We start from the raw sequence: 24,862 nt of genomic DNA, 5'->3' as shown, positions 1-24,862 counted from the left end.
AAACAGCATCTTGTCTGAACGTCAGCGTGGTCTGGGCCGGGGTCTCTCGGCGCTCATGGGTGAAAACGCGCAGGAGCCTGTCGCCGTTGATGCGAGCGGCCCGGCGCCTGCGGGCGTGCACCGTGCGCCTATTGAGACGCTGAAGCCTAACCCGGACCAGCCGCGCAAGATCTTCTCGAAGACGGATCTGGAAGAGTTGACGGCCTCCATCCGCGACAAGGGCGTGCTGCAGCCCATCCTGGTTCGCTCTCAGCCGGGCGAGCAGGGCGTATGGCAGATCATCGCCGGCGAACGTCGCTGGCGGGCCGCTCAGGCTGCGCGGCTGACCCAGGTGCCGATCGTCGTGCGCGAGATGGACGATATCGAGGTGCTGGAAGTCGGCGTCATCGAAAACGTCCAGCGCGCCGACCTGAACCCGATGGAAGAGGCCAATGCCTATGCCTTGCTGATGGAGCGTTTCGGCCGGACGCAGGACGCTTTGGCGGGCGTAGTGGGCAAGAGCCGTAGTCATGTCGCCAACACCCTGCGCCTGTTGCAACTGCCTGAAGCGGTGCGTGAGCATGTGGTGCGGGGCGATCTGTCGGCCGGACACGCGCGGGCGCTGATCACCGCTCCGAACGCCGAAGAGTTGGCGCGGGATGTCATCGCCAAGGGCTTGAACGTTCGTCAGACCGAGGCGCTGGCTCGTCGCGCTGCCGAGGGGCCCAAGCCCGTCAAGACGAAGGCGGTCCTGAACGGCGAGGGCGCTGCTGACATCGCGGCGCTGGAGCAGGATCTGTCTGACGCTTTGGGCCTGAAGGTGTCGCTGGCCGACAAGGGCGGCAAGGGCGAGATCACCGTCAAATACGGCACGCTGGAACAGCTTGACGATCTTTGCCGTCGTTTGATGCGGGGCTGAGGCGCTTTCCGGCGCTATTCATGCCAAGGTGAGGGCATGACTGAAAACTCAGATAAAAACAGTGCAGCTGATGCGCTGAAACGAGCCCTGGCCGCGAAGAAAGCCGCCAGCCGAAATGCCGGAGCCTTTGGCGGCGACACCGGCGCCATCACGTCCGGAAAGTCTGTTCAGCGTGCTTCTGTGGCGCTGAACAAGCCTGCTTTCCGGCGCGCATCCAAGCGCGGGTGATATTTCAGGTTTCTTGAGCGGGTATGAAAGGGCCGGAAATGGCGCTTCCTGCTCTGCTGCGTTCAAGCTCGGGGCGCTGTATCAGAGTCCCATCCGCTTGGCGCGGGCGGCGATTTCAAGCAGCAGGCGTTCGGCGATCAGGGCCTCGGGCATGCCTGTGGTCTTCGTCATGATGTCGGCCGTGTTGATGCTGTCCTGCACCTGATCGAGCAGGTCCAGACGCCAGCCGCGCGCCTGACGCAGCATTTCGGCCTCCTGCTTCCAGAAGACGCCGGCGGCCTTGGCGGCTTCCTTGGCGCCTGCGCCATTGGCCTGCAGGATATTGATTCGACGCAGTTTTCCGAGATGAATTGAGGCCATGCGGACGGCCATGACAGCGCTTTCGCCCTCGGCCAGCGCGCGGCGCAGGCCTGATTGGGCGGGGCCGGGGCGACCGCCGAAGGCCTGAAGCGCGGCGTCGGACAGGGAGGCGTCGGGTTCGACCCCCAGATGGGCGTCCAGTTCCTCGACATCGATGGTGCGGCCGGATCCGGGGCCGATGTAGAGGATCAGTCGCTCGATCTCCTGACGCATCAGGCCGCGTTCGCGGGGCAGGCGGGCGACGAAGCGGTCCAGGGCGTCGGAGCTAAGGCCGACTTTGTCGGCGCCCAGAGCCTCACGCGTCATGCGGGCCACGTCGCCGACCTCGTCTTCATAACAGGCGATAGCCACTGCGCCCTGAGCCTTTTCTGCGGCTTTACGCAGGGCGGATTCGCGGCCCAGAGCCCCGGCCTCGATCACCAGCATGGCGTCGGGATTATAGGCGCCCTCGGCGTGGGCCGTCAGGGCGGCGGCGACCGCCTTGTCCACCCCTGCCTTGCCGTCTGACAGACGGATGCGGACCAGACGCCGCCCGCCGATCATGCTGAGCGCCGTCAGCGCCTCTTCCAGCCGCACCGCGTCGCCGTCGATGTCGGTCTCGGTCAGCAGGGTGACGTTGAAGGGGTCGTTCAGATCCGGCGTGATCGCCTTGCACAGCGTCAGGGCGCGTTCGGTCACGCCTGAACGGTCCTTGCCGTGGATGACGGCGGCGCGGACGCCTGCGTCTGGCGCCTTCAGGAAGCGGTCGACGTCGGGCCGCCGGGACAGGATCATGCGGCGGCCTTCAGCGTCCGGCCAGGACGCGCATCATGTCCATGCGGATCAGACGCGCCAGGTCGGCGGCGGCGCGGTCCTCGCCATCCTGCTGGGCGGCGATGGCGGCGTAGGGCTGGTCGGCGGCGGCATAGGTGACCGTGGTGGTCTGTACGCCCTTCACCGTTTCACTGCCTGCGACAGGGGTCAGGGACCAGGCGGCCCTGACGGTCAGTTCATAGCGGCTGGCGGTGTCATCGATGCGGCGGCCCAGCGGGCGGCGGCGGTGTTCGACCTCGGTCGACAGGCGATAGAGCGGCGCCTGGGCGCCGTCGCGGCCGAAGGCGTCTTCCAGCTGCTCGCGCAGGCGATAGCCCAGACGGTCGTCCGGCGTGGTCACGGCGATCCGCGACAGGCCGCCGCTGACGCCGGTTTCGCCGTACATGGGCGTGAAGCCGCAGCCGGACAGCAGAACCGTCCCGGCTAGGGCCAGCAGGAGGCGACGCCCGCCGGGCATCATCCGGCCACCAGATTGACGATACGGTCGGGCACGACGATCACCTTGCGGATGCTGAGGTTGTTGGCGGCAAGGTAGGCCTGAACCGTCGGATTGGCGAGAGCGGCGGCCTCGACCGTCGCATTGTCCGATCCGCGCGGCAGGACGACCTCGCCCCGACGCTTGCCGCCGATCTGGACGGGCAGGGTGACCTGATCGTCGGCGGCCAGGGCGGCGTCATAGGCGGGCCAGGGCGCATCCAGAACCATTCCCGCTTCGCCCAGCTGGCTCCAGCATTCCTCGGCCAGGTGCGGGGTGAAGGGCGCCATCAGCCGCGCCAGGGCCGACAGGGCGGTCTTCTTCGCCTCGGCGCCCGCCTTGTCGTGCTGACGGATGGTCGCCAGGAAGGCGTAGAGCTTGGCCACGGCCGAGTTGAAGCGGAAATGCTCGACGCCTTCGCTGACGGCCTTGATGGCCTTGTGCGTCTCGCGGATCAGGGCGGCGTCGACATCGGCGTTGGCGGGCGCGGCGGCGTCGAAGGCGGCGTATTCGCCCCAGACGCGCTGGACGAAGCGGGCGGCGCCCTCGACCCCGCCGGTCGACCACTGAATGTCACGCTCGGGCGGGCTGTCGGACAGGATGAACAGGCGTCCGGCGTCGACGCCATAGGCGGCGATGATGTCCTGCGGGGCGACCACGTTCTTCTTGGACTTGGACATCTTTTCGATGTCGCCGATCGAGATGGCGGCGCCGGTGGACAGGCGGGTGGCGACGCGTTTGCCGTCCACCGACTCGATGCGCACGTCCGACGGCTCGACCCAGCGCGGCTTGCCGCTGTCTTCATGGCCGTCGAAATAGGTCTCGTGGACCACCATGCCCTGGGTGAACAGCCCGGCGAACGGCTCCTTCACGTCCATCAGACCGGCGTCCGACAGGGCGCGGGTGATGAAGCGGGCGTAGAGCAGGTGCAGGACCGCGTGTTCCACGCCGCCGATATACTGATCGACCGGCAGCCATTTGGCGGCGGCGGCCTTGTTGATCGGCTCGGCGGCCTTGGGGTCGGCGAAGCGGGCGAAATACCAGGAGCTGTCGACGAAGGTGTCCAGCGTGTCCGTCTCGCGCCGGGCGGCGGCGCCGCACGACGGACAGTTGACGTGTTTCCATGTCGGGTGGCGGTCCAGCGGGTTGCCGGGGACATCGAAGGTGACGTCCTTGGGCAGTTCGACCGGCAGCTGATCGGCCGGGACCGGCACGACGCCGCAGGTTTCGCAGTGGATGACCGGGATGGGGCAGCCCCAGTAGCGCTGGCGGCTGACGCCCCAGTCGCGCAGGCGGTAGATGGTCGCGCCTTCGCCGGTTCCGGCGGCCTCGACCCGGCGGATGGCCTCGGCCTTGGCGGTCTCGATGTCCAGACCGTTCAGGAAGTCGGAATGGAAGATGGAGCCGGGGCCGGTATAGGCCTCGTCCGTCACGGCGAAGTCGTCGCCCGCGCCTTCAGGGCGGACGACCGGGATCACCGGGAGGTCGTATTTGCGGGCGAAGTCCAGATCGCGCTGGTCATGCGCCGGGCAGGCGAAGATGGCGCCCGTTCCGTAGTCGGACAGAATGAAGTTGGCGATCCACACCGAAACCTCGGCGCCGGTGAAGGGGTGGATGACCTTCAGCCCCGTGTCCCAGCCGATCTTTTCGGCCTGTTCGATGTCGGCCTGGCTGGCGCCGCCCTTGCGGCATTCGGCGACGAAGGCGGCGACCTTGGGGTCAGCCTCGGCCAGTTGCTTCGAGATCGGATGATCGGGGGCCAGGCCCATGAAGCTGGCGCCGAACAGGGTGTCCGGGCGGGTGGTGTAGATCTCCAGCCCGTCGTCGAAACCAACCGGGGCGGCGCCCGCCCAGGCCCATTTCATCTGCAGACCCTTGGATCGGCCGATCCAGTTTTCCTGCATCAGGCGGACTTTCTCGGGCCAGCGGCCTTCCAGCTCGGCCAGGCCGTCGATCAGATCATCCGCATACTGAGTAATGCGCAGGAACCACTGGTTCAGCTTGCGCTTCTCGACCACGGCGCCCGAGCGCCAGCCGCGCCCGTCGATGACCTGTTCGTTGGCCAGAACGGTGTTGTCGACCGGGTCCCAGTTGACCACGCCGTCCTTGCGATAGACCAGACCGCGCTTGAACAGTTCGAGGAACCATTCCTGCTGCTTGCCATAATATTCGGGATCGCAGGTGGCGAACTCGCGGCTCCAGTCCAGCGACAGGCCCAGCAACTTGAGTTGGTCGCGCATCGTGGCGATGTTGGACCAGGTCCAGTCGCCGGGGTGGACGCCGCGCTCCATCGCCGCGTTCTCGGCGGGCATGCCGAAGGCGTCCCAGCCCATCGGGTGCAGCACGTCGTAACCGCTGGCCCGCTTCCAGCGCGCCACCACATCGCCCATCACATAGTTGCGGGCGTGGCCCATGTGGATGTTGCCCGACGGATAGGGGAACATCTCCAGCACATAGTATTTCGGGCGGCCGGTATCGGCGTTGGACACCGAAAAGGCGTCAGCCTCGGCCCAGCGGGCCTGCTGGCGGGGTTCGGCGGTCTTGGGCTCGTAGCGGGACGGGCTGGAGGGGGCCACGGCGTATCCTGAAGCGGCGCCTCAGGCGCGAAGCTTGAGGCGGGCCTGAGAACGCATTGAAGACGAAGGATGAGAGGCCGCCGGTCTTGGGCGGCGGCCTGTATTTTAGCGGCGCGCCGCGTTGGCGAGGTTGAGCTGGCGCGCCTTGGTCAGGATGGCGTTTTCCAGATCGGTTTCGGTCTGGGCCGCGACCGGGGCCGAAACCCAGGCGCCGGATGCATCCTTGGCCTCCTTGGTGATGGAGACGTTCAGAGCGTCGGCGCGCAGGCGGCGATCCAGGATGAAGACGGTCGCCTTGAAGCGCTCGTTCGGCGCCTGCGGATTGACGTACCAGTCATAGTTGACCACGCCGCCCCACGGGTCGGCGCTGTCCAGGGGCATGAAGGACAGGGTGTCCAGCGTGGCGCGCCACAGATAGGCGTTCACGCCGATGCCCAGCTGGGCCTCCATCGTGGGCGCCTTGGCCTTCGACCCGCCGAACGGCAGGCTGGAGCAGCCCCCGAGCAGCAGGCCCGAGGCGATCAGGGCGACCGCAGCGCCGCGAACAAGAGCCATTCGGTGATCTCCGTAAAGGGTTTGACGGCGCGTGAGGGAAACATCGCTCGGCGACGCTCTCGCACACATACGTCAGCAACGCTCTATAACACGGTGAAAAGGGGCGATGACAAGGCGATCCGACGCCGTGGCATTCCGAATGAGCGTCAGATGGCGACCCGGACCATGCCTGATGTGACCTGCAGGCGTGACACAGGCGCCACAGCCCCGCCCGGAGTCGTCCTTAACCTCGGCCATAAGGGCATCTGCGCGTTGACCGGGCGGATGCAGTCCATATGTTATCCCCAGCCTCATAAGGGGCGGAAGACTTCTAACGAAGGATCGGCGCAACAGACGTCTGATCCATTTGGGTAGGTGGAATGCGCATCGTCGCCGTCATCGCTGCAAGCGTGGGCGTCCTGGCCTTGGCCGGGACGGCGACCGACGCTGCCGCACAGACGCGCGGTCGGGCGCCTGCCGTCTCTCTCGCCGACGCCGCCGCCCAGTCGCCCAGCACCCCCGCCGCCACGCAACGTCGCGGCCTGCGCTGGAACGAGAACGGTCGCTGGGGCCTGAACTTCAACCTGAACCAGCCCGTCGGCCGCGAAGCCGACTGGGGCGATGTCGAGGCCGGGGCCTATTACCGCCTCAGCCCGCGCCTGCGCGTCGGCGCCGCCGCCAACCTGGCCTCGCCCGAAGTCGATCCGGCCCGCGCCCCGGAAAGCAGCGACCGCCGCGCCGCGCCGCGCGTCCGCCTCGAAACCATCTTCAAGTTCTGAATGTCGCTTCCTGCTCTATGGGCGGGAAAAGGCGGTCTGGATCGCGTCGACGCCTGCCAGTCCGCACGCGCCTGATTCGTTCAAGGCTTCGACGTTGCGCGCCGTGATCCCGCCCAGCGCATAGACGGGGCAGGGGGCCTGCGCCGCCAGATCTGCAAATCCCTCAACGCCCAGCGCAGGTTTGACGGATGATGCCCCGCCCGCCGGAAAGACCGGCGACACGACAAGGGCGTGCAGGTCGCGGGCGCTGCGCACAGTCTCGGGTGAATGGGCCGCCCCGGTCAGCAGCCAGTCCGGTCGCCGTCCCGAAAGAGCATAGGCCGCCGACAGGGCGCGCTCAGGCAGATGGACGCCGTCCGCCTGGATCTGCTCCGCCAGTTCGGCGTCCAACCCGACCAGCAGGACAACGCCCGCCGCGCGTGTCGCCTCACGCAGGCGAAGTCCCGTCTCAACGGCGTCGGCGGCCCCGAAAGCGCGATAGACCACCCCGGCGCCCGTCGGCAGGCGTGCGGCCGTCTCCCACGGGCGGGGGGTGCGCGTCGGGTCGGTGAAGAACAGCAGGGGCGGCAGGGGGCGCGGGCTGACAGCCGCCGCCACGGGGGCTAAAGATCGCGACAGGGCCAGCGCCGCCGCCCACAGTGCGCGCGCATCCTCGGCCATGAAATCGGACTGGGTCATGACCGCCACTAATCCCGCTTCAGCCGCTTCGTCCATCGCTGACCGTTTCGAACAGGTCCGCCGCCGTATTCATGAGGCGGCCGTAGCGGCGGGGCGCGACCCGGCCTCGATCATCCTGACCGCCGTGTCCAAGACGCAGGGCGACGCCGCGCTCGACGCCGCCCTGTCGGCGGGGCAGCGGGTGTTCGGCGAGAACCGGGTGCAGGAGGCGCAGGCCCACTGGAGCGCCCGCCGCGCGGTCCTGCCGGACCTTGAACTGCGCCTGATCGGCCCGCTTCAGACCAATAAGGCGCAGGAAGCCGTCGAACTGTTCGACGTCATCGAGACGCTGGACCGGGCGCGTCTGGCCTCGGCGCTGGCGGCGGCGATGACGAAGACCGGACGCCATCCCCGTCTGTTGGTTCAGGTCAACACCGGCGCCGAGCCGCAGAAGGCGGGCGTCCTGCCCGATGACGCGGACGCCTTCATCGCCGCCGTGCGCGACGGACACGGCCTGACGATCGAGGGGCTGATGTGCATTCCCCCGGCCGATGAAGACCCGGCGCCGCACTTCGCCCTGCTGGCGCAGATCGCCCGCCGCAACGGTCTTAGCGTGCTGTCGATGGGCATGAGCGGCGACTATGAAACCGCGATCGCGGCTGGCGCGACCCATGTTCGGGTCGGTTCTGCACTCTTCGGGGAACGAAATATGGCCCCTGCGACCTCTTAGACGACAATATAGACCCAGAAACCTGTCCGGCGCCCTTGGCGTTCGGCCCAAGCCTCGCCATTCTTAAAGGCACCATGCGCACGCCAAAAACCATTCTGATCATCGACGACGACAATGACCTGCGCGAAGCCCTGGCCGAGCAGCTGGCGCTTCACGAGGAATTCCGTCCGGCCCAGGCTGCGACGGCGACTGACGGCGTGCGTCAGGCCAAGGAGACGCGCGCCGATCTGATCCTGCTGGACGTCGACCTTCCGGACATGGACGGCCGCGAGGCGTGCCGCCTGATCCGCAAGGCCGGGATTTCGACCCCGGTCATCATGCTGACGGGGCAGTCGTCGGATTCAGACGCCATCCTCGGGCTGGATTCCGGCGCCAATGATTACGTCACCAAGCCTTTCCGGTTCGCCGTCCTGTTGGCGCGCATCCGCGCCCATCTGCGCAGCCACGAACAGTCCGAGGACGCCGTCTTCCAGGTCGGTCCCTATGAGTTCCGTCCGGCCTCCAAGCTGATGGTCGACGACAAGGGCAAGAAGGTCCGGCTGACGGAAAAGGAAACCAACATCCTGAAGTATCTCTATCGCGCCGGGGCCAAGCCGGTGTCGCGCGAAGAGCTGTTGACCGAGGTCTGGGGCTACAACGCCGGGGTCACCACCCACACGCTGGAAACCCACATCTATCGCCTGCGCCAGAAGATCGAGGCCGAGCCGGGTCAGGCGCGGCTGCTGCTGACGGATGCGGGCGGCTACCGCCTCCAACCCTGAACTTCGCGCATCTGAAAGGGCGTCGATCATGAGCGACCGTCGCCCCACACCGCCGCTTGTGGCCCTGCGCGCTTTCGATGCTGCGGCGCGTCTGGGCAGTTTTCGTGAGGCGGCGGCCGAACTGGGCGTCACCCCCGGCGCCGTCAGCCGACACATCAAGGCGCTGGAGATGCGGTTGGGCCTGCGGTTGTTCGACCGCTTCAACCGCTCTGTACGCCTGACCGCTGACGGCAAACGTCTCGCACAGGGTGTCGCCGACGCCTTCGAGCGGCTGGAGGCGGCGCTGGAGGCCGTGCGGCCGGGCCGTTCGCGCCAGCTGCGGATCACCGCCCTGCCGTCGTTGGCCAGCAAATGGCTGTCGCCGCGCCTGCATCGCTTCAGCGAGGAAAACCCCGATCTGGACCTGATCGTCTTCGCCGAGGACCGGGTCGTGGACCTGGCCAATGGCGAAGCGGACGTGGCCCTGCGCTATGGCGAAGGCCCCTATCCCGGTCAGGTGGCGCGGCGTCTGGTCAATGAGCGCCTGATCCCTGTGTGCGCCCCGTCCTTCGCCGCCGGGCGCCGCCTGAGCCAGCCAGCCGATCTGCTGGACGTGGTGCTGATTCACGAGACCTGGCACGACATGCCCTATGCCGACCGCATGGGCTGGAAGGCGTGGTTCGAGAGCGCGGGGGTCGATGATCCGCGCGTTCAGAGCCTGCGCGGCCCCCACTTCAGCCACAGCTATCTGGCGCTGGAGGCGGCCCTGTCGGGTCGCGGGGTCACCCTGACCTCGGCGCCGCTGGTGACCGATGAGTTGCGCGAAGGGCGCCTGATCCAGCCGGTCGACCACGCCCTTACCAACGACTTGGCCTATTGGGCGGTGGTCCTGCCTGAACGGGCCGATGAACCCAAGCTGCGGCGCTTCATGAACTGGATAGAGGCGGAATCCCGGCCGGATCGCGACGTTTGAAGGGATCGGGTGATCTCAGGTCATTCGATGCGGCCTAACCGTGGTTTGTCCACAGGCCATGCCCCGCCTATCTTGAGACCATTCGGAACTCCCCCGCCGAAAGGAACTCAATCATGAAACTCGTGCATCCCCGCGCTTCGGGCTTCTCGTTCGAAGGTCTGGTCGTCTTCACCGGCAGCGTCACCCTGATCCTGCTGGGCGTGCTGGCCGGCGCCGCCCTGATGGGAGCCGCCTGATCTTAAATCAATGCGGGCGCCATTCGCTGAGAACGGCGCCCGTGGCTCCATCCTCGAAGGCCAGTCGGTCCAGCCGCAGGGCGGCGACGCAGACCGGACGGCTTTCGGCGTCCTGCTGGACGCAATGGACGGCCTTGCCGTCCGCGAAGGCGGTCAACCGTCCTTCAAGCCGTAGCGCATAGCCGCCCGGCGCAGGCGTCGCGTTGGCGCCCTTTTCTCCCCGGATCACATGGACATAGGCCTGCCCCTGACGGCGGCCCAGACGCGAGCCGCCGCTCTCCATGACGGCGGCCAGCCCGGCGCTGCGCTCGGGTCTGCTGAGCGGTGCGGTGGCGGTCGGCGCGTCGCTTGGGGCCTTGTCGCTCAAGGCCTTATCGGGCGCATCGTCTTCAGGCGTCGTTACTGCGGCGGCGGCCTGGCGCGGCGCGCAGGTTTCCAGCCCGCTCCACGGGCGAGGGATCCAGAAGCCCTCGATGGCTTCCCATTTGCTGGTCGCGTCGCTCGTGGCCGCGCCATTCTTGTCTATGCCGGGCGCCCCGATCAGGGCTGAGGCGCTCAGATCCTCGGGCGACACTGTCAGCATCAACCCCCCGTCGGCGCCGCGCACGACGGACGGCAGGCCCGCCTCGACATGATCCGCTGCGCCAGCGCCTTCACAGCCGAAGGGCAGGCGCACCGACACCGTCCGGCCGTTCAGCGCGGCGTCGCGCGGGCGGCCGTCGGCCGTGGCGGCCCGCGCCTCGGTCAGGGCGGCCAGCAGGGCGGCGCGGTTCAGGGTGGAGTCCAGAACGACCGTCGGCGTCTCGGGCGCCGGAGCTTCAGGCGCGGCAGGTTCGGGCGGCCGCTGGCACCAGGCCAGAAAGGGCAGGGCCGCCGCGACGGCGAGCGGTGCAGCAAGACGGGTCGTTGTTATCGCCATGGAAGCAGCCTAACACGGGAATGACGGATTGGCGTCCCGGCCTGTGATCGGGTTCGGCGTCAGGCGGAAGAGGGGCCCTTGCGCGGGTGACGCTGGACCAGATTATCGCTCTCGTCGTCCTGGTCGTCGTGGTCGGGGTGATGATCCACGGACGCCTGCGGTCCGATGTGGTGGCCCTCAGCGGCGCTGCGGCCCTGCTGCTGTTCGGCGTGGTGCGCCCGGTCGAGGTGCAGGGCGCCTTCGCCAGCCCGGCCATCATGGCGCTGGCGGGTCTGTTCGTCATCGCCTACGCCATGGAGCTGTCGGGCCTGCTGGCCTGGCTGATCCGCAAGGCCATGGGCCTGACCCGCGTATTCGGACGGCACGCGGTCTGGATCGTGATCGGGCTTTGCGGTTCAGTCGGGGGCTTTCTGAACAATACGCCCGTGGTGGTGCTGGCGGCGCCGGTGATTCGCGATATGGCGCTGTCGCTGGGCCTGTCGCCCAAGCGGTTCCTGATGCCGCTCAGCTATGCGGTCATCATGGGCGGGCTGCTGACGCTGATCGGCACCTCGACCAATCTGCTGGTCAGCGATATGGCGCGCAATGCGGGCCAGCCGGTCTTCTCCCTGTTCGAGATCACCGGCGTGGGGCTGTGCATCGCCACGGTCGGCGGCCTCTATCTGTATTTCATCGGCTCCCGCGTGCTGGAAAAGACCGCCGCGCGCGACGAAGCCGAGATGGCGGCCCGGCGCGAAGCCGAGGCTGAAAAGAGCAAGCGCAGCCTGTTCTCCTCTCTGCGCCTGCCGTGGTTGATGGAGCAGCGCGCCAGCCCCGGCGGGTCGGGCGATGCGGTGCTGGGCAATGTCGACCTGTATGAAAAAGGCGCGGATCGCCCGCTGGAGCTGAAGCGCGCCGTGGCGTCGCTGGCCGTCTTCGTCGCCGTGGTCGTGGCGGCGGCCCTGGGTCTGGCGCCGATCGCCGCTTCGGCCTTTGCGGGGGCGGTGGCGCTGATCCTGATGCGGGTCATCACGGCTGAGGAAGCCTATGCCGGACTAAGGCCGGAAATCCTGCTGCTGGTCGCGGGCATGGTGGTCATCGGCTCGTCGCTGGAGGTGACAGGTCTGGCGCAGGCCGGGGCCGACGCCCTGATCGACGTGATCCGTCCCTATGGGCCGTGGGCGGCGCTGTTCGTCTTTTATGGCGTGACGCTGTTTTCGACGGACATCCTGTCCAACGCCACGGTGGCGGTGCTGTTCTCGCCCATCGCCGTTGCCATCGCGGCGGCGTTGGGCGTGGATGCGCGGCCGTTTCTGGTGGCGGTGATGATGGCCGCCTCGGCCGCCTTCGCCACGCCCTTCAGCTATCAGACGAATGTGCTCGTCTATCAGATGGGCAATTACAGCTACATGGACTTCGTGAAGGTCGGCCTGCCGCTGAACCTGATCACCTGGGCCACGGGTATGGCGGCGATCCCGATCTTCTTCCCGTTCTGAGGCGGGTTCAGACGTCCAGATCCATCACGACCGGGGCGTGGTCGCTGGGCCGTTCCCATTCGCGCACGGTGTCGAGGATGCGGGCGCTGCCCTTGACCACGGCGGGCGTCAGGCCGGGCGAGGTCCACAGATGGTCCAGCCGCAGGCCCCGGTTCGACTTGCGGAAATCCTTGGCGCGATAGCTCCACCAGCTGGCCAGTTTGACCGGGTCGTGGATCTGGTCGCGCAGCACGTCGGTGAAACCGCCTGCGTCCTGAAGCCGATACAGGGTCTCGACCTCGATCGGGGTGTGGCTGACCACCTTGGACATGAAACGGTGGTTCCAGACGTCGTTCTCGCCCGGCGCGATGTTGAAGTCCCCGGCCAGAACCAGAGGCCGCTGGCGATCGCGGGTCTTCATCTCGGCGGTCAGCCGCTCATAGAAGTCCATCTTGTGATCGAACTTGGGGTTCAGTTCGCGGTCGGGCAGGTCGCCGCCCGCCGGGACGTAGAAGTTCTGCACCTCCACCCCCTCGACCACGGCCGAGACGCAGCGGGCGTGGCCCTCGCGACAGACGTCCAGCCTGGGGCTGTCAAGGATGGGCAGGCGACTGGCGATGGCCACGCCGTGCCAGCCCTTCTGGCCGCCAATCCGTAGGTAGGGCAGGCCCATGTCGATGAAGGCCTGACGCGGGAACTGGTCCTCGGTGCATTTGATCTCCTGCAGGCACAGGACGTCCGGGGCGTGCTCGGCGACGAAACGGGCGACCTGATCGATGCGCAGGCGGACCGAGTTGATGTTCCAGGTGACGATGCGAAGGCTCATGCGACCGGCCTTAGCAGCTTGGCGGCGCGGGGTCTAAAGCCGACGACCCGGGAGGCCGTCGGCTTAATAAAAAGACGCCCGGAGCAGGGCTCCGGGCGCTTGAAGTTCGTCTCTCTCGCCGCCAGGCGGGGATGAATCCGTGGCGGGCGGGACGGCCGCCGCCGTCCTGTGCCCAAAGTGTCACGGGCAACAAAAAAGGTCAAACTATCATCGTTGTAATTTATGTGTGCCGATCACGTCACGTTTGTGACGTCAGTCGCGGCGGTTGCGACGGGTCGGATCCCTCAGCTGGAACAGGCTGGCGGCCAAGCCGGGCGCAGGGTCCAGCGTGGTCAACTGCACCCGCGTGCGCGAGCCCTGCGCATCGGTGATGGTCCATTCCTGAAGGCGCACGGGCGATCCGGCGAAGGCGAGGATGACCGAGCCCTCGTTCGGCCGTTTGGCGTCGCGGGCGGTAATGGCGAAGGCGCCCGAATCCATGCGCGTCACCCGGTCGATGGTCACGCCCTGATCCAGCCGGACCTCGCGCGCGAGGAAGGTCGACAGCGGCGTCTGCCCCAGCGGCGCCTGACGGAACACGTTCAGGCGCGGATCCCACCGGCTGACGTTGTTGCCGTCGGCCACAACCAGCAGGCCCTCGGGATCGGTGTATTCGAACCGCATCTTGCCGGGTCGTTGCAGATAATAGCGGCCGGTGCGGCGCTGATTGTTCGGCCCCGTCTCGACGAAGGTTCCTTGGGCCGTCGTCATGCCGGTCAGATAGGTCTGGGCCTGACGCAGCACGGCCTGATCGTCCGCGGACAATCCGGCTTGCGCGAAGACGGCGGCGGGGGCGGCGGCGAGCGCGACCAGGGCGGCGGAGCTGAGGCCGAAGGCGCGGCGGGAAATGCTCATGTCTTTTCTTCTCCCGTTCTGAACGGTTTTCGACCTGATGAGGATGAGGGCTTCATCCGGCAGGCTGATGACGCCAGCCTGACCATATTCCGGCGCTCCGATGAAGCGGCGTTCATTGTTTAGTGTCCTAGCGCTCGCCGCGCGGCGGCTCGCTGCTTGAGGACGAGAGGCGTTTAAGCGTCGATTGAACCGCGGGGTTCCCAAGCGTGGACTCGTGAGTAGCGCCTCGGCGAAGCCGATCACACCATAGGCGGCGGGCCGGCCAGTACTTCGCGCTTGCCCGCATGGTTCGCCGGGCTGACGACGCCTTCCTGCTCCATGCGTTCGATCAGGGTGGCGGCGCGGTTGTAGCCGATCTGAAGGCGGCGCTGGACGTAAGAAGTTGAGGCCTTGCGGTCGCGCGTGACCACGGCCACGGCGCGGTCATACAGGTCGTCGCCGGTGCCGCCGCCGTCTTCGCCCATGGCGCCGTCGCCATCGCCGTCCGGTTCGTCGGTGATCAGGTCGAGGTATTCCGGCTCGGCCTGGGCCTTCAGGTGTTTGCAGACATCCTCGACTTCCTGATCGCCGACGAAGGGGCCGTGCAGGCGGGTGATGCGTCCGCCGCCCGCCATATAAAGCATGTCGCCCTGACCCAGCAGCTGCTCGCCGCCCTGTTCGCCCAGGATGGTGCGGCTGTCGATCTTCGACGTGACCTGGAAGGAGATCCGGGTCGGGAAGTTGGCCTTGATGGTGCCGGTGATGACGTCGACCGACGGGCGCTGCGTCGCCATGATCAGGTGGATGCCCGCCGCGCGCGCCATCTGGGCCAGACGCTGCACGGCGCCTTCCACGTCCTTGCCGGCGACCAGCATCAGGTCGGCCATCTCGTCCATGACCACGACCAGATAGGGCATGGGCTCGGGACGGATCTTCTCGCTCTCGTAGACGGGGCGGCCCTGTTCGTCGAAGCCGGTCTGGACGGTGCGCTCGAAATGCTCGCCCTTTTCCTGGGCCTCGCGGGCGCGCTCGTTGTAGCTGGCGACGTTGCGCACGCCGAGCTTGGACATCCGGCGATAGCGGTCCTCCATCTCGCGCACGGTCCACTTCAGGGCCACGACCGCCTTCTTGGGATCGGTCACGACCGGCGCCAACAGGTGCGGAATGCCGTCATAGACCGACAGCTCCAGCATCTTGGGGTCGATCATGATGAAGCGGCACTCGGCGGGCGAGTGGCGATACAGGATCGACAGGATCATGGCGTTGACCCCGACCGACTTGCCCGAGCCGGTGGTGCCCGCGATCAGCAGGTGAGGCATCCGCGCCAGATCGGCGACATAGGGCTCGCCGCCGATGGTCTCGCCCAACGCCAGCGGCAGCAGATGGCTCTTCTTGTCGTATTCGCCCGAGGCCAGCAGATCGCGCAGGAAGACCGTCTCGCGCTTGGCGTTGGGCAGTTCAATGCCGATGGCGTTGCGGCCCTGAACCACGCTGATGCGACAGGCGCGGGCCGACATGGAGCGGGCGATGTCGTCGGCCAGCGCCACGACGCGGCCGTGCTTCACGCCGGGCGCGGGGACCAGTTCATACAGGGTGACGACGGGGCCGGGGCGGATCTGGTCGATCTGGCCGCGCACGCCGAATTCCTGAAGCACGCCTTCCAGCATCTTGGCGTTGGCCTTCAGCGATTCCTCGTCGACGGCGCCGCCGCGCTGGCCGGGCTTGGCCAGAATGCCCAGCGGCGGCAGTTCGAAGCCGCCCTCATTGGCGAAGTCGAAGGCCTGCTGGTCGGCGTCGCTGCGGACGGGCTTGGGCGCCTTGACCGCCGCGACCTTGGGCTCGGCCGGGCGGTTCGGCCGGGCCGAGGGCGGGGCGATGGGGGCCGGGGCGGCTTCTTCCCACGGCGGGGTGTAGGCGTCAGCCTCGTCGGCATAGGCGTCCGCGTCGTCATGCGCTTCGGATGGGGGCGCGAAGGCGGCTTGAGCCGGAGCTTGGGCAGGCGCGGCGAGGGGGCCCTCGGCCTCCATTTCGTCCGCCTCTGGCAGGCGATGGCGCGGCTTGCGGGCCGGGGCGGCGGCCTCGGCGACGGCGCGCGGCGCCTTGCCCGACTTGGCGGCCTTGGCCGGTCGTGCGGCGCGGGCCTCGGCGCCCTTCTGGGCGGCCCAGCCGGCGGTGTCGGTGAAGTCGCGCAGGCGCAGGCCCACGGTATAAGCCAGGCTCCACAGCGCCAGCGCCAGGAACAGCAGGCCCAGAATGATGCGCGCGCCGGGGACCTTCAGTGCGCCCAGACCATTGGCGGTCAGGCCGGTGACGGCGTCGCCCCACAGCCCGCCCATGCCCGCCGCCAGCGGCCATTTGGCTGGCGCCGCCGGCGCCGACAGGGCGGCCGACAGCAGCAGCACGCCCGCGACGGCGCAGAAGATCTTGAACGGCGTCGGCTGAAGCCGGTGCTGCAGGGCGTCGCCGATCGCCACCGCCAGCCCGAAGGCGATCAGCAGCAGGACGGCGGGCCATGCCGCCAGCCCCAGCGACTGCATGATCAGATCGGCGAAGGTCGCGCCCGCGCCGCCCAGCCAGTTGGTCGGCGCCTGCGCCGAAGACGCGTTCCAGCTGGGGTCCGCCGGGTTCCACGAGATCAGGGCCACCAGCAGCAGTGCGGCCAGCATGGCCTGCAGCACGCCCCTGAACCGCACGGCGAAGGGCGCCGCCCAGACGATGCGGACGGTGCTCCAGACGCGTTGGCCGAGCGCGAGGGCGGCGGACATGAAGGCGGATCCCTGAAATGGCGCTGAAAGCGGACTCCCGTCCTTAGTGCCTCGCATAAGGTTAAAGCGGCATTTACCTGCCCGGTCTTTGCCGACGGGGATGAGCCCTTATGTCCCAAGGAAGCCCGCGGGCTTGAGGTGGCGTGACGCGCGATAGGGGCCTAGAACGAGATCATGAGCGGATCGGACGACTACGACATCATCATCGCCGGCGCCGGGCTGGTCGGGGCGACCTTTGCGCTGGCGGCGGCGCAGGGCGGCCTGCGCCCCGTCATGGTGGACCCCCAGCCTTTTGACGCCCAGATGGCGCCGACCTTCGACGGGCGGGCGACGGCCATCTCCTACGCCAACTTCCGCATGTTGAAGGCGCTGGGGCTGGGCGAGGCTCTGGAGCCGCACGCCTGTCGCATGGACCGTATTCTGGTGACGGACGGTCGCCGTCCCGGCGCCGCCAGCCGCAAGCCCTCAGCCGCCTATATCCGCTTCGACGCGGACGAGATCGGCGACCGCAACGGCGGCGAACCGCTGGGCTATATGGTCGAGAACCGCCGCCTTCGTTCTGCCCTCGCCGAGCTGGTCAATGCACAAGGGCTGGAGGTCCGCGCCCCCGCCGCCGTGGCCGATGTGGCGGTCGGGCCGGGCCGGGCGACGGTGACGCTGAAGGACGGCTCTACCCTGTCGGCGCCGCTGGTGATCGGGGCCGAGGGCCGCAACTCGACCGTGCGCCGCGTGGCGGGCATCGACGTCTTCGGCTGGACCTATCAGCAGAGCGGCGTGGTCTGCACCGTCCGCATGGAAAAGCCGCACGGCAACGTCGCCCATGAATATTTCCTGCCGGACGGCCCCTTCGCCATCCTGCCGCTGACGGAGAACCGGGCCAATCTGGTCTGGACCGAAAGCACCCGCAGGGGCGAGGCCCTGCGCTCGGCCTCGGACGAGGCCTTCCACGCCCATCTGACGCGCCGGTTCGGCGACTTTCTGGGCGGGCTGACGATCGAGGGGCCGCGCTTCGTCTATCCCCTGTCGCTGCAGCTGGCCGAGAGCCTGACCGCGCCGCGCATGGCCATCATCGGCGACGCCGCCCACGGGGTGCACCCGGTGGCGGGGCAGGGGCTGAACATGGGCCTGAAGGACGTCGCCGCCCTGTCGGAGGTGTTGACCGAGGCTGCGCGCATCGGCGAGGACATCGGCTCGGAGCTGGTGCTGGAGCGTTACGCCCGCTGGCGCCGGTTCGACACGGCGGCGCTGGCGGCGGGGTTCGACGGCTTCGTGCGCCTGTTCTCCAACGACGTGGCCCCAGTGCGGCTGGCTCGCGATCTGGGCATGGCGGCGGTCAACCGCATCGCCCCCCTGCGCCGCGCCTTCATGCACGAGGCGGGCGGGGCGACGGGGGATCTGCCGAGGCTTCTTCGGGGCGAAGCGCTTTAAGAGAGGCCCTATCGCTCGCCGCGCGGCTTCTCCTCCCCATGAAATGGGGAGGTGGATCGGACGCGATAGCGGCCGAGACGGAGGGGCAACTTGGTTCCGCTGTTCTAAGAGGCCCCTCCACCGCTACGCGGTCCCCCTCCCCATGAAATGGGGAGGAAAGCATAGGCTCAATCCAGTGGGCGGGCGTCTTCGGCCAGCATGATCGGCACGCCGTCGCGGATGGGGAAGGCCAGTTTGGCGCCTGCCGAGACCAGCTCATTGCGCTCGCGGTCATAGGACAGACGGCCGCGCGTGACGGGGCAGACCAGCACTTCCAGCAGGCGGGGATCGACCGAGACGGGGGTGTTGAAGGCGTCGCTCATAATTTAAGGGCCCTATCGCTCGCGCCGCGGGCGCTCGCTGCTTGAGGGCGCCGGGCGCCCGGATGGCTGCCGCACGGAGCGGCTGTATTGATGGCGTTCTATCGTCTGGCGTTGGTCGACGCTACTGCATCGCCGGACCGGGCTCGTCGTCGTCGGGAGCAATGGCTTCGATGCGCAGGAGGGCGGTCAGTGCGGCTTCGCGGTCGGTCAGGGTCAGGGCTTCCAGCAGGGCCTGCTTCTCGGGCGGATCAAAGGGCAGGCCCATGGCTAGACTGTTGACCAGCGCCTCCTGCGGGGCTGCGCGCGCGGTGTCCCAGTCGATGTCCATCCCGCGTCCCGCCAGATAGGGCGCCAGGGCCGACAGGAAGGGTTCGCGGTCGAAATCTTCGGCCGGGTCCGGGGCGCGCAGGTCGTTCTCATAGGGATGAAAGTCGACCCGCACCTGACGATAGGGGGTCCGCACCTGCATCTCGGTCGCCACGACGAAGCGGCACACCCCGGTCAGGGTGATCAGATAGCGCCCGTCGGAGGTCTCGGCGAAGCTGGTGATCCGCCCGGCGCAGCCGACGCGGGTGAGGGGCGGGTTCACTCCGGCAGGGCCGACCGGCTGGATCAGGCCGATCACCCGGTCGCCCGCCATGGCGTCGTCCACCATGTTCAGATAGCGCGGCTCGAACACGTTCAGCGGCAGCTGGCCCCGCGCCAGAAGGATGGACCCCGGCAAGGGAAACACCGGAATCACCTGGGGAAGTTCGCTGGCCTTGACGTAGCCCTGAGCCATGATCGCGCCGTTATGAGAACAGGATGGAGGACAGGCGTCGTCGTCCGTCGCGGGCGACTTCGCTGTTGGGGCCGGCGGCCTCGAACACCGTCAGCAGCTGCTTGCGCGCGGCCTGGTCGTTCCACTCGCGCTCGGCCTGAACGATGGTCAGCAGGTGGTCGACCGCCCCCTTCAGATCGCCCGCCGAGGCCAGGGCCTGAGCGAGGTCGAAGCGGGCCTCGTGGTCGTTCCTGTTCGCCGCCAGTCGGGCTTCCAGCTCGGCGGTCGCGCCGGTCGGGGCGGCCGAGGCCAGCAACAGCTGGGCGCGCACGGCCTGAACCGTCGGCTCGGTGGAGTCGGCCGGGGCCATGGCGATGGTCTGGGCCGCCTGCTCGGCGTCGCCCTCGGCCAGATAGACGCGGGCCATGCCGGCGATGGCTTTCTGATTGTCCGGCTCCATCGTCAGGACGTGGGCGAAGGCCTGGGCGGCGCCGCCCAGATCATTGAGCGTCAGGGATTCCTCGCCCAGCGACAGCAGTTGTTCGACGTCGGTGTTGACGCCTTCGCCGCCGGTCAGCTTGTCGATGAAGGCCTTGATCTGGCTGTCGGGAATGGCGCCCTGAAAGCCGTCGACCGGCTGGCCGTTGACGAAGGCGTAGACGCTCGGGATCGACTGCACCCGCAGCTGGCCCGCATAGGCCGGGTTGGCGTCGACGTCGATCTTGACCATCTTCACCGCTCCCTTGGCGGCGCGCACGGCCTTTTCCAGAGCCGGACCCAGCGTGCGGCACGGGCCGCACCAGGTGGCCCAGAAGTCGACGATGACCGGCTGATGCTTAGAGGCCTCGATCACATCGGTCATGAAGGAGGCGTCCGTGCTGTCCTTGATGAGGTCGGGCGGGGTGGTCAGGGACGGGTCGGCGAAGGTCATGGTCGGGTCCGAATGGGGATCGAAGGAAGGTAACGGATCAGATGGCGTCGGGATGCCTGTCCATCAAGCCGAAAGCGCGCCTTGCCGCAGGGGAAGCCGCCCGGATCGGGAAAAACAGAGTCCAATTCGTCTGAATCGTCTGAAATCGACCCTGTGGATCGCGTGTATTTCTGACCTTAGCAGTGTGCGGCGCCAGAAGAGGTCGCGGGCGAAGTTTTCCGGCGAGGCGAGTCCATGTTCCCCTTTGACAGTCATGATGCATGGGCCGCGAGAAGACAGGCTAAATGGCAGCTGAGCGGGGATAACGGTCCTAGATTTTTGTTACGAAAGCGGTCGTCCACGGCGACAGGACCGTCCATCCCATGGTCACGTAGAGGTCGCGTCCCTGATTCGTCGCTACCAAGGCTTGGCGAGAGTTTGGGGTTTCGCGGGCTGCGCCAAGCATCGTCATGACTACCCGCGCTAACCCCCGACGCCTATGCGCCTCATCGGTGAAAATTCGATCATACACGAAGCAGTTACCCGCCTGTGCTGCAAAGCCTCTGGCGGCTATTACTCCGTCCATAGTGCGCACGTTGGCTTCTACAACATCGCCCTTCGTAACGACGTTTGCCTCATACTCAGGAGGTAATTCCGGGACTGGCCCCATGTCGCCGGACAAAACCATGAAATGCCCTTCGGACCTAACCTGCCATCTGGGAGGTAGCACCGAGCGCATCGCCCTTTCCGAGCCGAGCAATTTGAGAAGAATCTTCGGCTCGTCGATGGACTGTCCGATGTTTTCCAGACCGCTCACTGTATCGGCAAAAACATAGCGGCGCACCTCATCTGGCGCCCCTGTCTCTACGCGCCAGCCTCCGCTATCATTGATCGGCTTCGGAAGTCCTCGCGCGATACAACGTCCCGCTAGCCAGTCTTTGACGACAGCTGCCGTCGATCCAACGGGTTCGTTTTCGACCATCCATCCTTTTTAGCGGAAGTTTCGGGAACACGGTATGGGTCGAAAGCCGAGCGAGGCCTCTATCCTCAAACCGTGACGCACGGTCGGATCGACCGCTCCGCCTCAGTCCGGCGCGCTGAAGTCCACCACGATCGGCTGCCGCTCCAGAGCGTCCAGCACGCGGCGGAAGGCGTTCTGGCTCAGGGCGGTGGTGGCTGTGTTGGTCAGGGGGTGGAAGTTCACGATGTCGGCGTCCCACAGGCGCTGGTCCAGCACGAAGGTCACGCGGCGGTCCGTGTCGTTGATGAGGCCCAGCGCCGTGACAGAGCCGGGGCGCACGCCCAGTGTTGACCACAGCAGGGTCTCATTACCGAAGGACAGGCGGTCCGAGCCCATGGCGCGGTGGGCGCGCTTCAGGTCGATGACGGTGTCCTGGGCGGCCGATATCAGCCACAGGCGGCCCTTCTTGTCCTTGAGGAACAGGTTCTTGGTGTGGGCGCCGGGCAGGGCGGCCTTCAGCTCAAGCCCTTCCTCGACGCGGAAGACGGCGGGGTGGTCGTGCGTGGTCTGGTCGATGGCGTTCGCGGCCATCCATTCCAGCAGGCGCGCGCGGTCGTAAGCCGGATCGTGCGCAGGTTCGGGGGACGGTTCGGGAACGGCGGAGTCTGTCATCTTGGCCTTGTCGGGCGGGCGGCGGGGGCGATAGGGGGAGGGGACCTTATCGTTACCCCCTGTTCGACAAGTTTGGGAGCCGCGTCTTGGAACTGGAATGCTATCCGATGAATGCGCGTCCGTGCGACCTGGCGCCGGGCCGCCAGTCGCGCAACTGGATGGACGCCTTCGCCAGCCGACACCCCTATCGCTGTCTGCCGCTGACCATGGCCAACACCACGGGCTGGGAGATCCTGTGCCCCTTCAGCTTTACGGCCGAGTGGAACGGCGGGCCGTCGCAGACCGACATCACCATCAAGCCGGACCAGCCGCAGCGCGAACTGGATCACTTCGTCACCTCGCACTTCTCGCGCGGGGTGCTGACCATGCACCCGCAGTATCTGTTCCGCACCCCGCCGGGCTGGGGCCTGATCGCGCAGGGCTCGCCCAACCACGTCAAGGACGGCATCCAGCCGCTGACGGGCCTGATCGAGACGGACTGGCTGCCGTTCCCCTTCACCATGAACTGGATCTTCACGCGGCCGGGCCGCATCCGGTTCGAGAAGGGCGAGCCCTTCTGCTTCATCCTGCCGGTCGAGCATCGCAAGGTGGAGCAGTTCGAGCCGGTGATCCGCTCGCTGGAGTCCAATCCCGGCATGAAGGGGCAGTTCGAGGCGTGGAACCGGGCGCGGACGGACTTCAACACCCGCCTGGCCTCGGGCGATCCCGACGCGGCCAAGGAGGCGTGGCAGCGCTTCTACTTCAAAGGCGAGGTGCCTGAAGCGCTGGGCACGGCGCCCGCCACCCACGCGAACAAGCGCCGCCTGAAGAACCCGCGCGTGGGGTGAGGCGCGGATTTCCTCCCCATGAAATGGGGAGGTGGCGCGGTGCGCAGCGTCGTGACGGAGGGGCGGCTCGGTTCCGCTGTCGTTGACCCTTCCACCGCTACGCGGTCCCCCTCCCCATTGCATGGGGAGGAAAAAGAAACGCCCGCCTCCGGTGACGGAAGCGGGCGTTGTCTTAGCGGCCTCTTAAATCAAGAAACCGGCCGCGCTACGCGTGGCCCGAGGTTGTTGATGACCTCGCGGGCGTCGAAGGCGTTCATGTCGCCGGCGGGCTTGGCGCCGCGGCCCATGACGATCTCGGCCGTGGCCTCATAGCGGTCGACCTGGCGGATGTCGCGCTCGCGGCCCCAGTAGGGGTCCCAGGTGCTCCAGTAGCCGCGCTGGTAGAAGCGCCACGACGGACCCCAATAGGGACCGTAGCGATCATAGTAGAAGGGGTCCGGCGTCGAGTAGAACCGGGTGTCGCGGTCGGTGGCGCGGTTGACGGTGGCGAACCAGTCAAAGCCCTGCTCGACCGTCAGTTCGGCCGAACGCAGCAGCAGCGACATCTCGACCTGATCGCGCGAGGTGACCGAATTGCCCGAGAAGCTGACGGCGTAGCGGTTGGATTCAAGGCGCTGCTCGGCATAGCCGCCCTGACCCTTGGCCCCGACGGGCTGATAGGGGGTGGCCGTCGCGCACGCGCCCAGAGCCAGCGCGCCTGCGAGGGCGATCAGCACCGGGGTTTGGCGAAGCTTCATCATGGAAAAATCTCCTTGAGCGCTCATTGAACGCCCTGCGGTCTGAACGAGGGGTGAATGGTCAAGTTCCGAAACGCTCATCTTGATCCGATCACAGGCGCGAGACGATCAATATGGCGGCCAGAAGCAGAAGGCATCCCACCACAATGCCGAAACCCTTGCGGAAACGCGGCGCGGTCATCTGTCGCGCCAGCGCCGCCCCGCCCAGGCCGTAGCCGGACATGGACAGGCCGTCCATGGCGACGGTGGTGACGGCGAACAGGGCCAGCTGAGGCGCCAGCGGGCGGTTGATGTCCAGAAAGGGCGGCAGGACGGCGGTGAAGAACAGGATGGCCTTGGGGTTGGCGATCTGGACCATGAAGCCGTCGATCAGGGCGCTGCGCCCGCGCTTGACCTCGATGTGCGCGGGTTCGGCCGCCGTGGCGAAGGCTCCGCGCAGGGCCTTTACGCCTAACCATGCGACATAGAGGGCGCCCAGAACGGCGATGATGCGGAAGACCTGGGGGAAGGCCATCACCAGTGCGCCCAGACCCAGGGCGGCGGCGGCGAACCAGACCAGGGTGGCCGTGTTCATGCCCAGAACGGCGGTCAGGGCGGCGGCCTTGCCCTTTTCCATGCCGGTGGCGACGGCGAAGATATTGGCCGGGCCGGGGGTCACCGCCATCACGGCCATGATCCCCAGATAGGCGGCGTAGAGGTGCGGATCGACGGGAAGCGTGGCCATGAGGCGGTTTCTGCTTCGTGGGCGTGCGGGTCAAGCGCCTGCGCGTCGAAAGCCTATGTTGCACAGCCTGAAACTGCGATCAGGCGACGGCGCCCGCGTGGGACGCCGTCGCCGTTCGGCGGATCAGTTGGCGGCGGGCGCGGCGGCTTCGGCCAGGGCGGCGCTGATGGCGGCGCGCAGCTGGGTCGGGACGGCGCGCAGGGCGGCGGGACCGGCCTCGGCGGCGCTCAGGATCTGGGCCTTGTTCTCGGCGTGCTCGGGCTTTTCGGCCATGGCGCGCATGAAGGCGTCATACTCGTTGGCGAAGGCCATGAAGGTCGGCTCGTAGCGGTCCAGGACGGCGTCTGTGCGGGCCTTCTTGGTCGCGGCGTCCAGGCTCTCGTCGCTCATGATGTTTTCAAGCTCGGCGCCCATGCGCTCGGCTTCGGTCTCGAAGGCTTCGCCCTTGGCCTGGAAGGCGAGTTCCTCTGGCGAGGGCGGCGCCTGATCGGTGAGGGCGGGCGCGGGCGGCGGCGGGTCCTGAACCACGGCGAAGGCGGGGGCGGCGCACAGGGTCAGGGCCGCGGCGGCGGCGAGGGCGATACGGTTCACAGGATGGCTCCGGCTGGCGACGGCGGGGCCGTCAGAGAGAATACGCCGGCCGGT

The 24,862-nt window shown here is 67.4% G+C and carries 27 protein-coding genes; 10 read left to right on the top strand and 17 right to left on the bottom strand.

Annotated features, from left to right (window positions below; genetic code table 11):
• The first annotated feature begins 10 nt into the window (after positions 1 to 10).
• Both ACORJG_RS14760 and ACORJG_RS14755 read left to right on the top strand, forming a co-directional pair.
• Positions 11 to 898, top strand: a complete 888-nt coding sequence (locus ACORJG_RS14760) for a ParB/RepB/Spo0J family partition protein (RefSeq protein WP_427790183.1) — start codon at positions 11 to 13, stop codon at positions 896 to 898.
• A gap of 36 nt (positions 899 to 934) precedes the next feature.
• On the top strand, positions 935 to 1,126 hold the full coding sequence (locus ACORJG_RS14755) for a hypothetical protein (RefSeq protein WP_427790181.1): 192 nt from the start codon (positions 935 to 937) through the stop codon (positions 1,124 to 1,126).
• An 81-nt stretch (positions 1,127 to 1,207) separates the two neighbouring features.
• On the opposite strand, the gene holA is transcribed toward ACORJG_RS14755, so the two are convergent.
• The 4 genes from holA to ACORJG_RS14735 all read right to left on the bottom strand — a co-directional run bounded on the left by holA (position 1,208) and on the right by ACORJG_RS14735 (position 5,905).
• Entirely contained in the window at positions 1,208 to 2,260 is a 1,053-nt protein-coding gene (gene holA / locus ACORJG_RS14750) for a DNA polymerase III subunit delta (protein ID WP_427790179.1), read from the bottom strand.
• A gap of 10 nt (positions 2,261 to 2,270) precedes the next feature.
• A complete protein-coding gene (lptE, locus tag ACORJG_RS14745; RefSeq protein WP_427790177.1) occupies positions 2,271 to 2,759 on the bottom strand; it encodes an LPS assembly lipoprotein LptE in 489 nt (162 codons plus the stop codon).
• Complete coding sequence (gene leuS, locus ACORJG_RS14740; RefSeq protein ID WP_427790175.1) at positions 2,756 to 5,350, bottom strand: leucine--tRNA ligase; 2,595 nt, start codon at positions 5,348 to 5,350, stop codon at positions 2,756 to 2,758. The genes lptE and leuS overlap by 4 nt, the downstream gene beginning before the upstream one ends.
• Before the next feature lie 105 nt (positions 5,351 to 5,455).
• Positions 5,456 to 5,905 (bottom strand): DUF3576 domain-containing protein, encoded by a 450-nt coding sequence (locus ACORJG_RS14735; RefSeq protein WP_427790173.1) that lies wholly within the window; start codon positions 5,903 to 5,905, stop codon positions 5,456 to 5,458.
• Positions 5,906 to 6,264: 359 nt separating this feature from the next.
• Here ACORJG_RS14735 and ACORJG_RS14730 point away from each other — a divergent pair, with 359 nt between their 5' ends.
• Positions 6,265 to 6,663 (top strand): NtrZ family periplasmic regulatory protein, encoded by a 399-nt coding sequence (locus tag ACORJG_RS14730; RefSeq protein WP_427790172.1) that lies wholly within the window; start codon positions 6,265 to 6,267, stop codon positions 6,661 to 6,663.
• 15 nt (positions 6,664 to 6,678) lie between these two features.
• Here the strand turns inward: ACORJG_RS14730 and ACORJG_RS14725 are convergent, their stop codons facing one another.
• Positions 6,679 to 7,341, bottom strand: coding sequence for a thiamine phosphate synthase (locus ACORJG_RS14725; RefSeq protein WP_427790171.1), 663 nt, complete (start codon positions 7,339 to 7,341; stop codon positions 6,679 to 6,681).
• Here ACORJG_RS14725 and ACORJG_RS14720 point away from each other — a divergent pair.
• The 4 genes from ACORJG_RS14720 (at position 7,340) to ACORJG_RS14705 (ending at position 9,999) form a co-directional block, all read left to right on the top strand.
• A complete protein-coding gene (locus ACORJG_RS14720; RefSeq protein ID WP_427790170.1) occupies positions 7,340 to 8,050 on the top strand; it encodes a YggS family pyridoxal phosphate-dependent enzyme in 711 nt (236 codons plus the stop codon). The genes ACORJG_RS14725 and ACORJG_RS14720 overlap by 2 nt on opposite strands.
• A gap of 74 nt (positions 8,051 to 8,124) precedes the next feature.
• Positions 8,125 to 8,811, top strand: coding sequence for a response regulator transcription factor (locus ACORJG_RS14715; RefSeq protein ID WP_427790168.1), 687 nt, complete (start codon positions 8,125 to 8,127; stop codon positions 8,809 to 8,811).
• 28 nt (positions 8,812 to 8,839) lie between these two features.
• Positions 8,840 to 9,763 carry a transcriptional regulator GcvA gene (gcvA, locus tag ACORJG_RS14710; RefSeq protein ID WP_427790166.1) on the top strand — a complete coding sequence of 308 codons (924 nt, stop codon included), beginning with the start codon at positions 8,840 to 8,842 and terminating at the stop codon, positions 9,761 to 9,763.
• A gap of 113 nt (positions 9,764 to 9,876) precedes the next feature.
• Positions 9,877 to 9,999, top strand: coding sequence for a hypothetical protein (locus ACORJG_RS14705; protein ID WP_346529424.1), 123 nt, complete (start codon positions 9,877 to 9,879; stop codon positions 9,997 to 9,999).
• A gap of 7 nt (positions 10,000 to 10,006) precedes the next feature.
• On the opposite strand, the gene ACORJG_RS14700 is transcribed toward ACORJG_RS14705, so the two are convergent.
• The gene (locus ACORJG_RS14700) at positions 10,007 to 10,918 is read right to left on the bottom strand and encodes a hypothetical protein (protein WP_427790164.1); all 912 of its coding nucleotides are present in this window, start codon (positions 10,916 to 10,918) and stop codon (positions 10,007 to 10,009) included.
• An 86-nt stretch (positions 10,919 to 11,004) separates the two neighbouring features.
• Here ACORJG_RS14700 and ACORJG_RS14695 point away from each other — a divergent pair, with 86 nt between their 5' ends.
• Positions 11,005 to 12,393: an SLC13 family permease gene (locus ACORJG_RS14695; protein WP_427790162.1), complete on the top strand. Its 1,389-nt coding sequence runs from the start codon at positions 11,005 to 11,007 to the stop codon at positions 12,391 to 12,393.
• A gap of 7 nt (positions 12,394 to 12,400) precedes the next feature.
• Here ACORJG_RS14695 and xth read toward each other — a convergent pair whose 3' ends face one another.
• From xth to ACORJG_RS14680, 3 genes are all read right to left on the bottom strand, one after another.
• On the bottom strand, positions 12,401 to 13,198 hold the full coding sequence (gene xth / locus ACORJG_RS14690; RefSeq protein WP_427790160.1) for an exodeoxyribonuclease III: 798 nt from the start codon (positions 13,196 to 13,198) through the stop codon (positions 12,401 to 12,403).
• A gap of 252 nt (positions 13,199 to 13,450) precedes the next feature.
• Positions 13,451 to 14,092 carry a LolA family protein gene (locus ACORJG_RS14685; RefSeq protein WP_427790158.1) on the bottom strand — a complete coding sequence of 214 codons (642 nt, stop codon included), beginning with the start codon at positions 14,090 to 14,092 and terminating at the stop codon, positions 13,451 to 13,453.
• Positions 14,093 to 14,331: 239 nt separating this feature from the next.
• Complete coding sequence (locus ACORJG_RS14680) at positions 14,332 to 16,836, bottom strand: DNA translocase FtsK 4TM domain-containing protein (protein WP_427790156.1); 2,505 nt, start codon at positions 16,834 to 16,836, stop codon at positions 14,332 to 14,334.
• 174 nt (positions 16,837 to 17,010) lie between these two features.
• On the opposite strand from ACORJG_RS14680, the gene ACORJG_RS14675 reads away from it, so the two are divergent.
• Positions 17,011 to 18,264 (top strand): UbiH/UbiF/VisC/COQ6 family ubiquinone biosynthesis hydroxylase, encoded by a 1,254-nt coding sequence (locus ACORJG_RS14675; protein ID WP_427790154.1) that lies wholly within the window; start codon positions 17,011 to 17,013, stop codon positions 18,262 to 18,264.
• Between the two features lie 167 nt (positions 18,265 to 18,431).
• On the opposite strand, the gene ACORJG_RS14670 is transcribed toward ACORJG_RS14675, so the two are convergent.
• The 5 genes from ACORJG_RS14670 to ACORJG_RS14650 all read right to left on the bottom strand — a co-directional run bounded on the left by ACORJG_RS14670 (position 18,432) and on the right by ACORJG_RS14650 (position 21,929).
• A complete protein-coding gene (locus tag ACORJG_RS14670; RefSeq protein WP_427790152.1) occupies positions 18,432 to 18,626 on the bottom strand; it encodes a Trm112 family protein in 195 nt (64 codons plus the stop codon).
• A gap of 121 nt (positions 18,627 to 18,747) precedes the next feature.
• A complete protein-coding gene (locus ACORJG_RS14665) occupies positions 18,748 to 19,407 on the bottom strand; it encodes an LON peptidase substrate-binding domain-containing protein (protein WP_427790150.1) in 660 nt (219 codons plus the stop codon).
• 10 nt (positions 19,408 to 19,417) lie between these two features.
• On the bottom strand, positions 19,418 to 20,317 hold the full coding sequence (locus ACORJG_RS14660) for a tetratricopeptide repeat protein (protein ID WP_427790148.1): 900 nt from the start codon (positions 20,315 to 20,317) through the stop codon (positions 19,418 to 19,420).
• Positions 20,318 to 20,627: 310 nt separating this feature from the next.
• A complete protein-coding gene (locus ACORJG_RS14655; protein ID WP_427790146.1) occupies positions 20,628 to 21,278 on the bottom strand; it encodes a hypothetical protein in 651 nt (216 codons plus the stop codon).
• Positions 21,279 to 21,380: 102 nt separating this feature from the next.
• Entirely contained in the window at positions 21,381 to 21,929 is a 549-nt protein-coding gene (locus ACORJG_RS14650; RefSeq protein ID WP_427790144.1) for a prolyl-tRNA synthetase associated domain-containing protein, read from the bottom strand.
• Between the two features lie 86 nt (positions 21,930 to 22,015).
• On the opposite strand from ACORJG_RS14650, the gene ACORJG_RS14645 reads away from it, so the two are divergent.
• Positions 22,016 to 22,756: a DUF6065 family protein gene (locus tag ACORJG_RS14645; protein WP_427790142.1), complete on the top strand. Its 741-nt coding sequence runs from the start codon at positions 22,016 to 22,018 to the stop codon at positions 22,754 to 22,756.
• Between the two features lie 188 nt (positions 22,757 to 22,944).
• Here the strand turns inward: ACORJG_RS14645 and ACORJG_RS14640 are convergent, their stop codons facing one another.
• From ACORJG_RS14640 to ACORJG_RS14630, 3 genes are all read right to left on the bottom strand, one after another.
• Positions 22,945 to 23,496: a CC0125/CC1285 family lipoprotein gene (locus ACORJG_RS14640; protein WP_427790140.1), complete on the bottom strand. Its 552-nt coding sequence runs from the start codon at positions 23,494 to 23,496 to the stop codon at positions 22,945 to 22,947.
• Positions 23,497 to 23,584: 88 nt separating this feature from the next.
• A complete protein-coding gene (locus ACORJG_RS14635; protein ID WP_427790138.1) occupies positions 23,585 to 24,217 on the bottom strand; it encodes a LysE family translocator in 633 nt (210 codons plus the stop codon).
• 123 nt (positions 24,218 to 24,340) lie between these two features.
• On the bottom strand, positions 24,341 to 24,808 hold the full coding sequence (locus tag ACORJG_RS14630) for a translation initiation factor IF-2 (RefSeq protein ID WP_427790136.1): 468 nt from the start codon (positions 24,806 to 24,808) through the stop codon (positions 24,341 to 24,343).
• Positions 24,809 to 24,862: the final 54 nt, after the last annotated feature.

This window comes from Brevundimonas diminuta (genome assembly GCF_050310045.1).
Taxonomy (GTDB): domain Bacteria; phylum Pseudomonadota; class Alphaproteobacteria; order Caulobacterales; family Caulobacteraceae; genus Brevundimonas; species Brevundimonas diminuta_F.
Note: the sequence above shows the minus strand (reverse complement) of the source record. Positions and strands in the feature narration are given on the sequence as shown.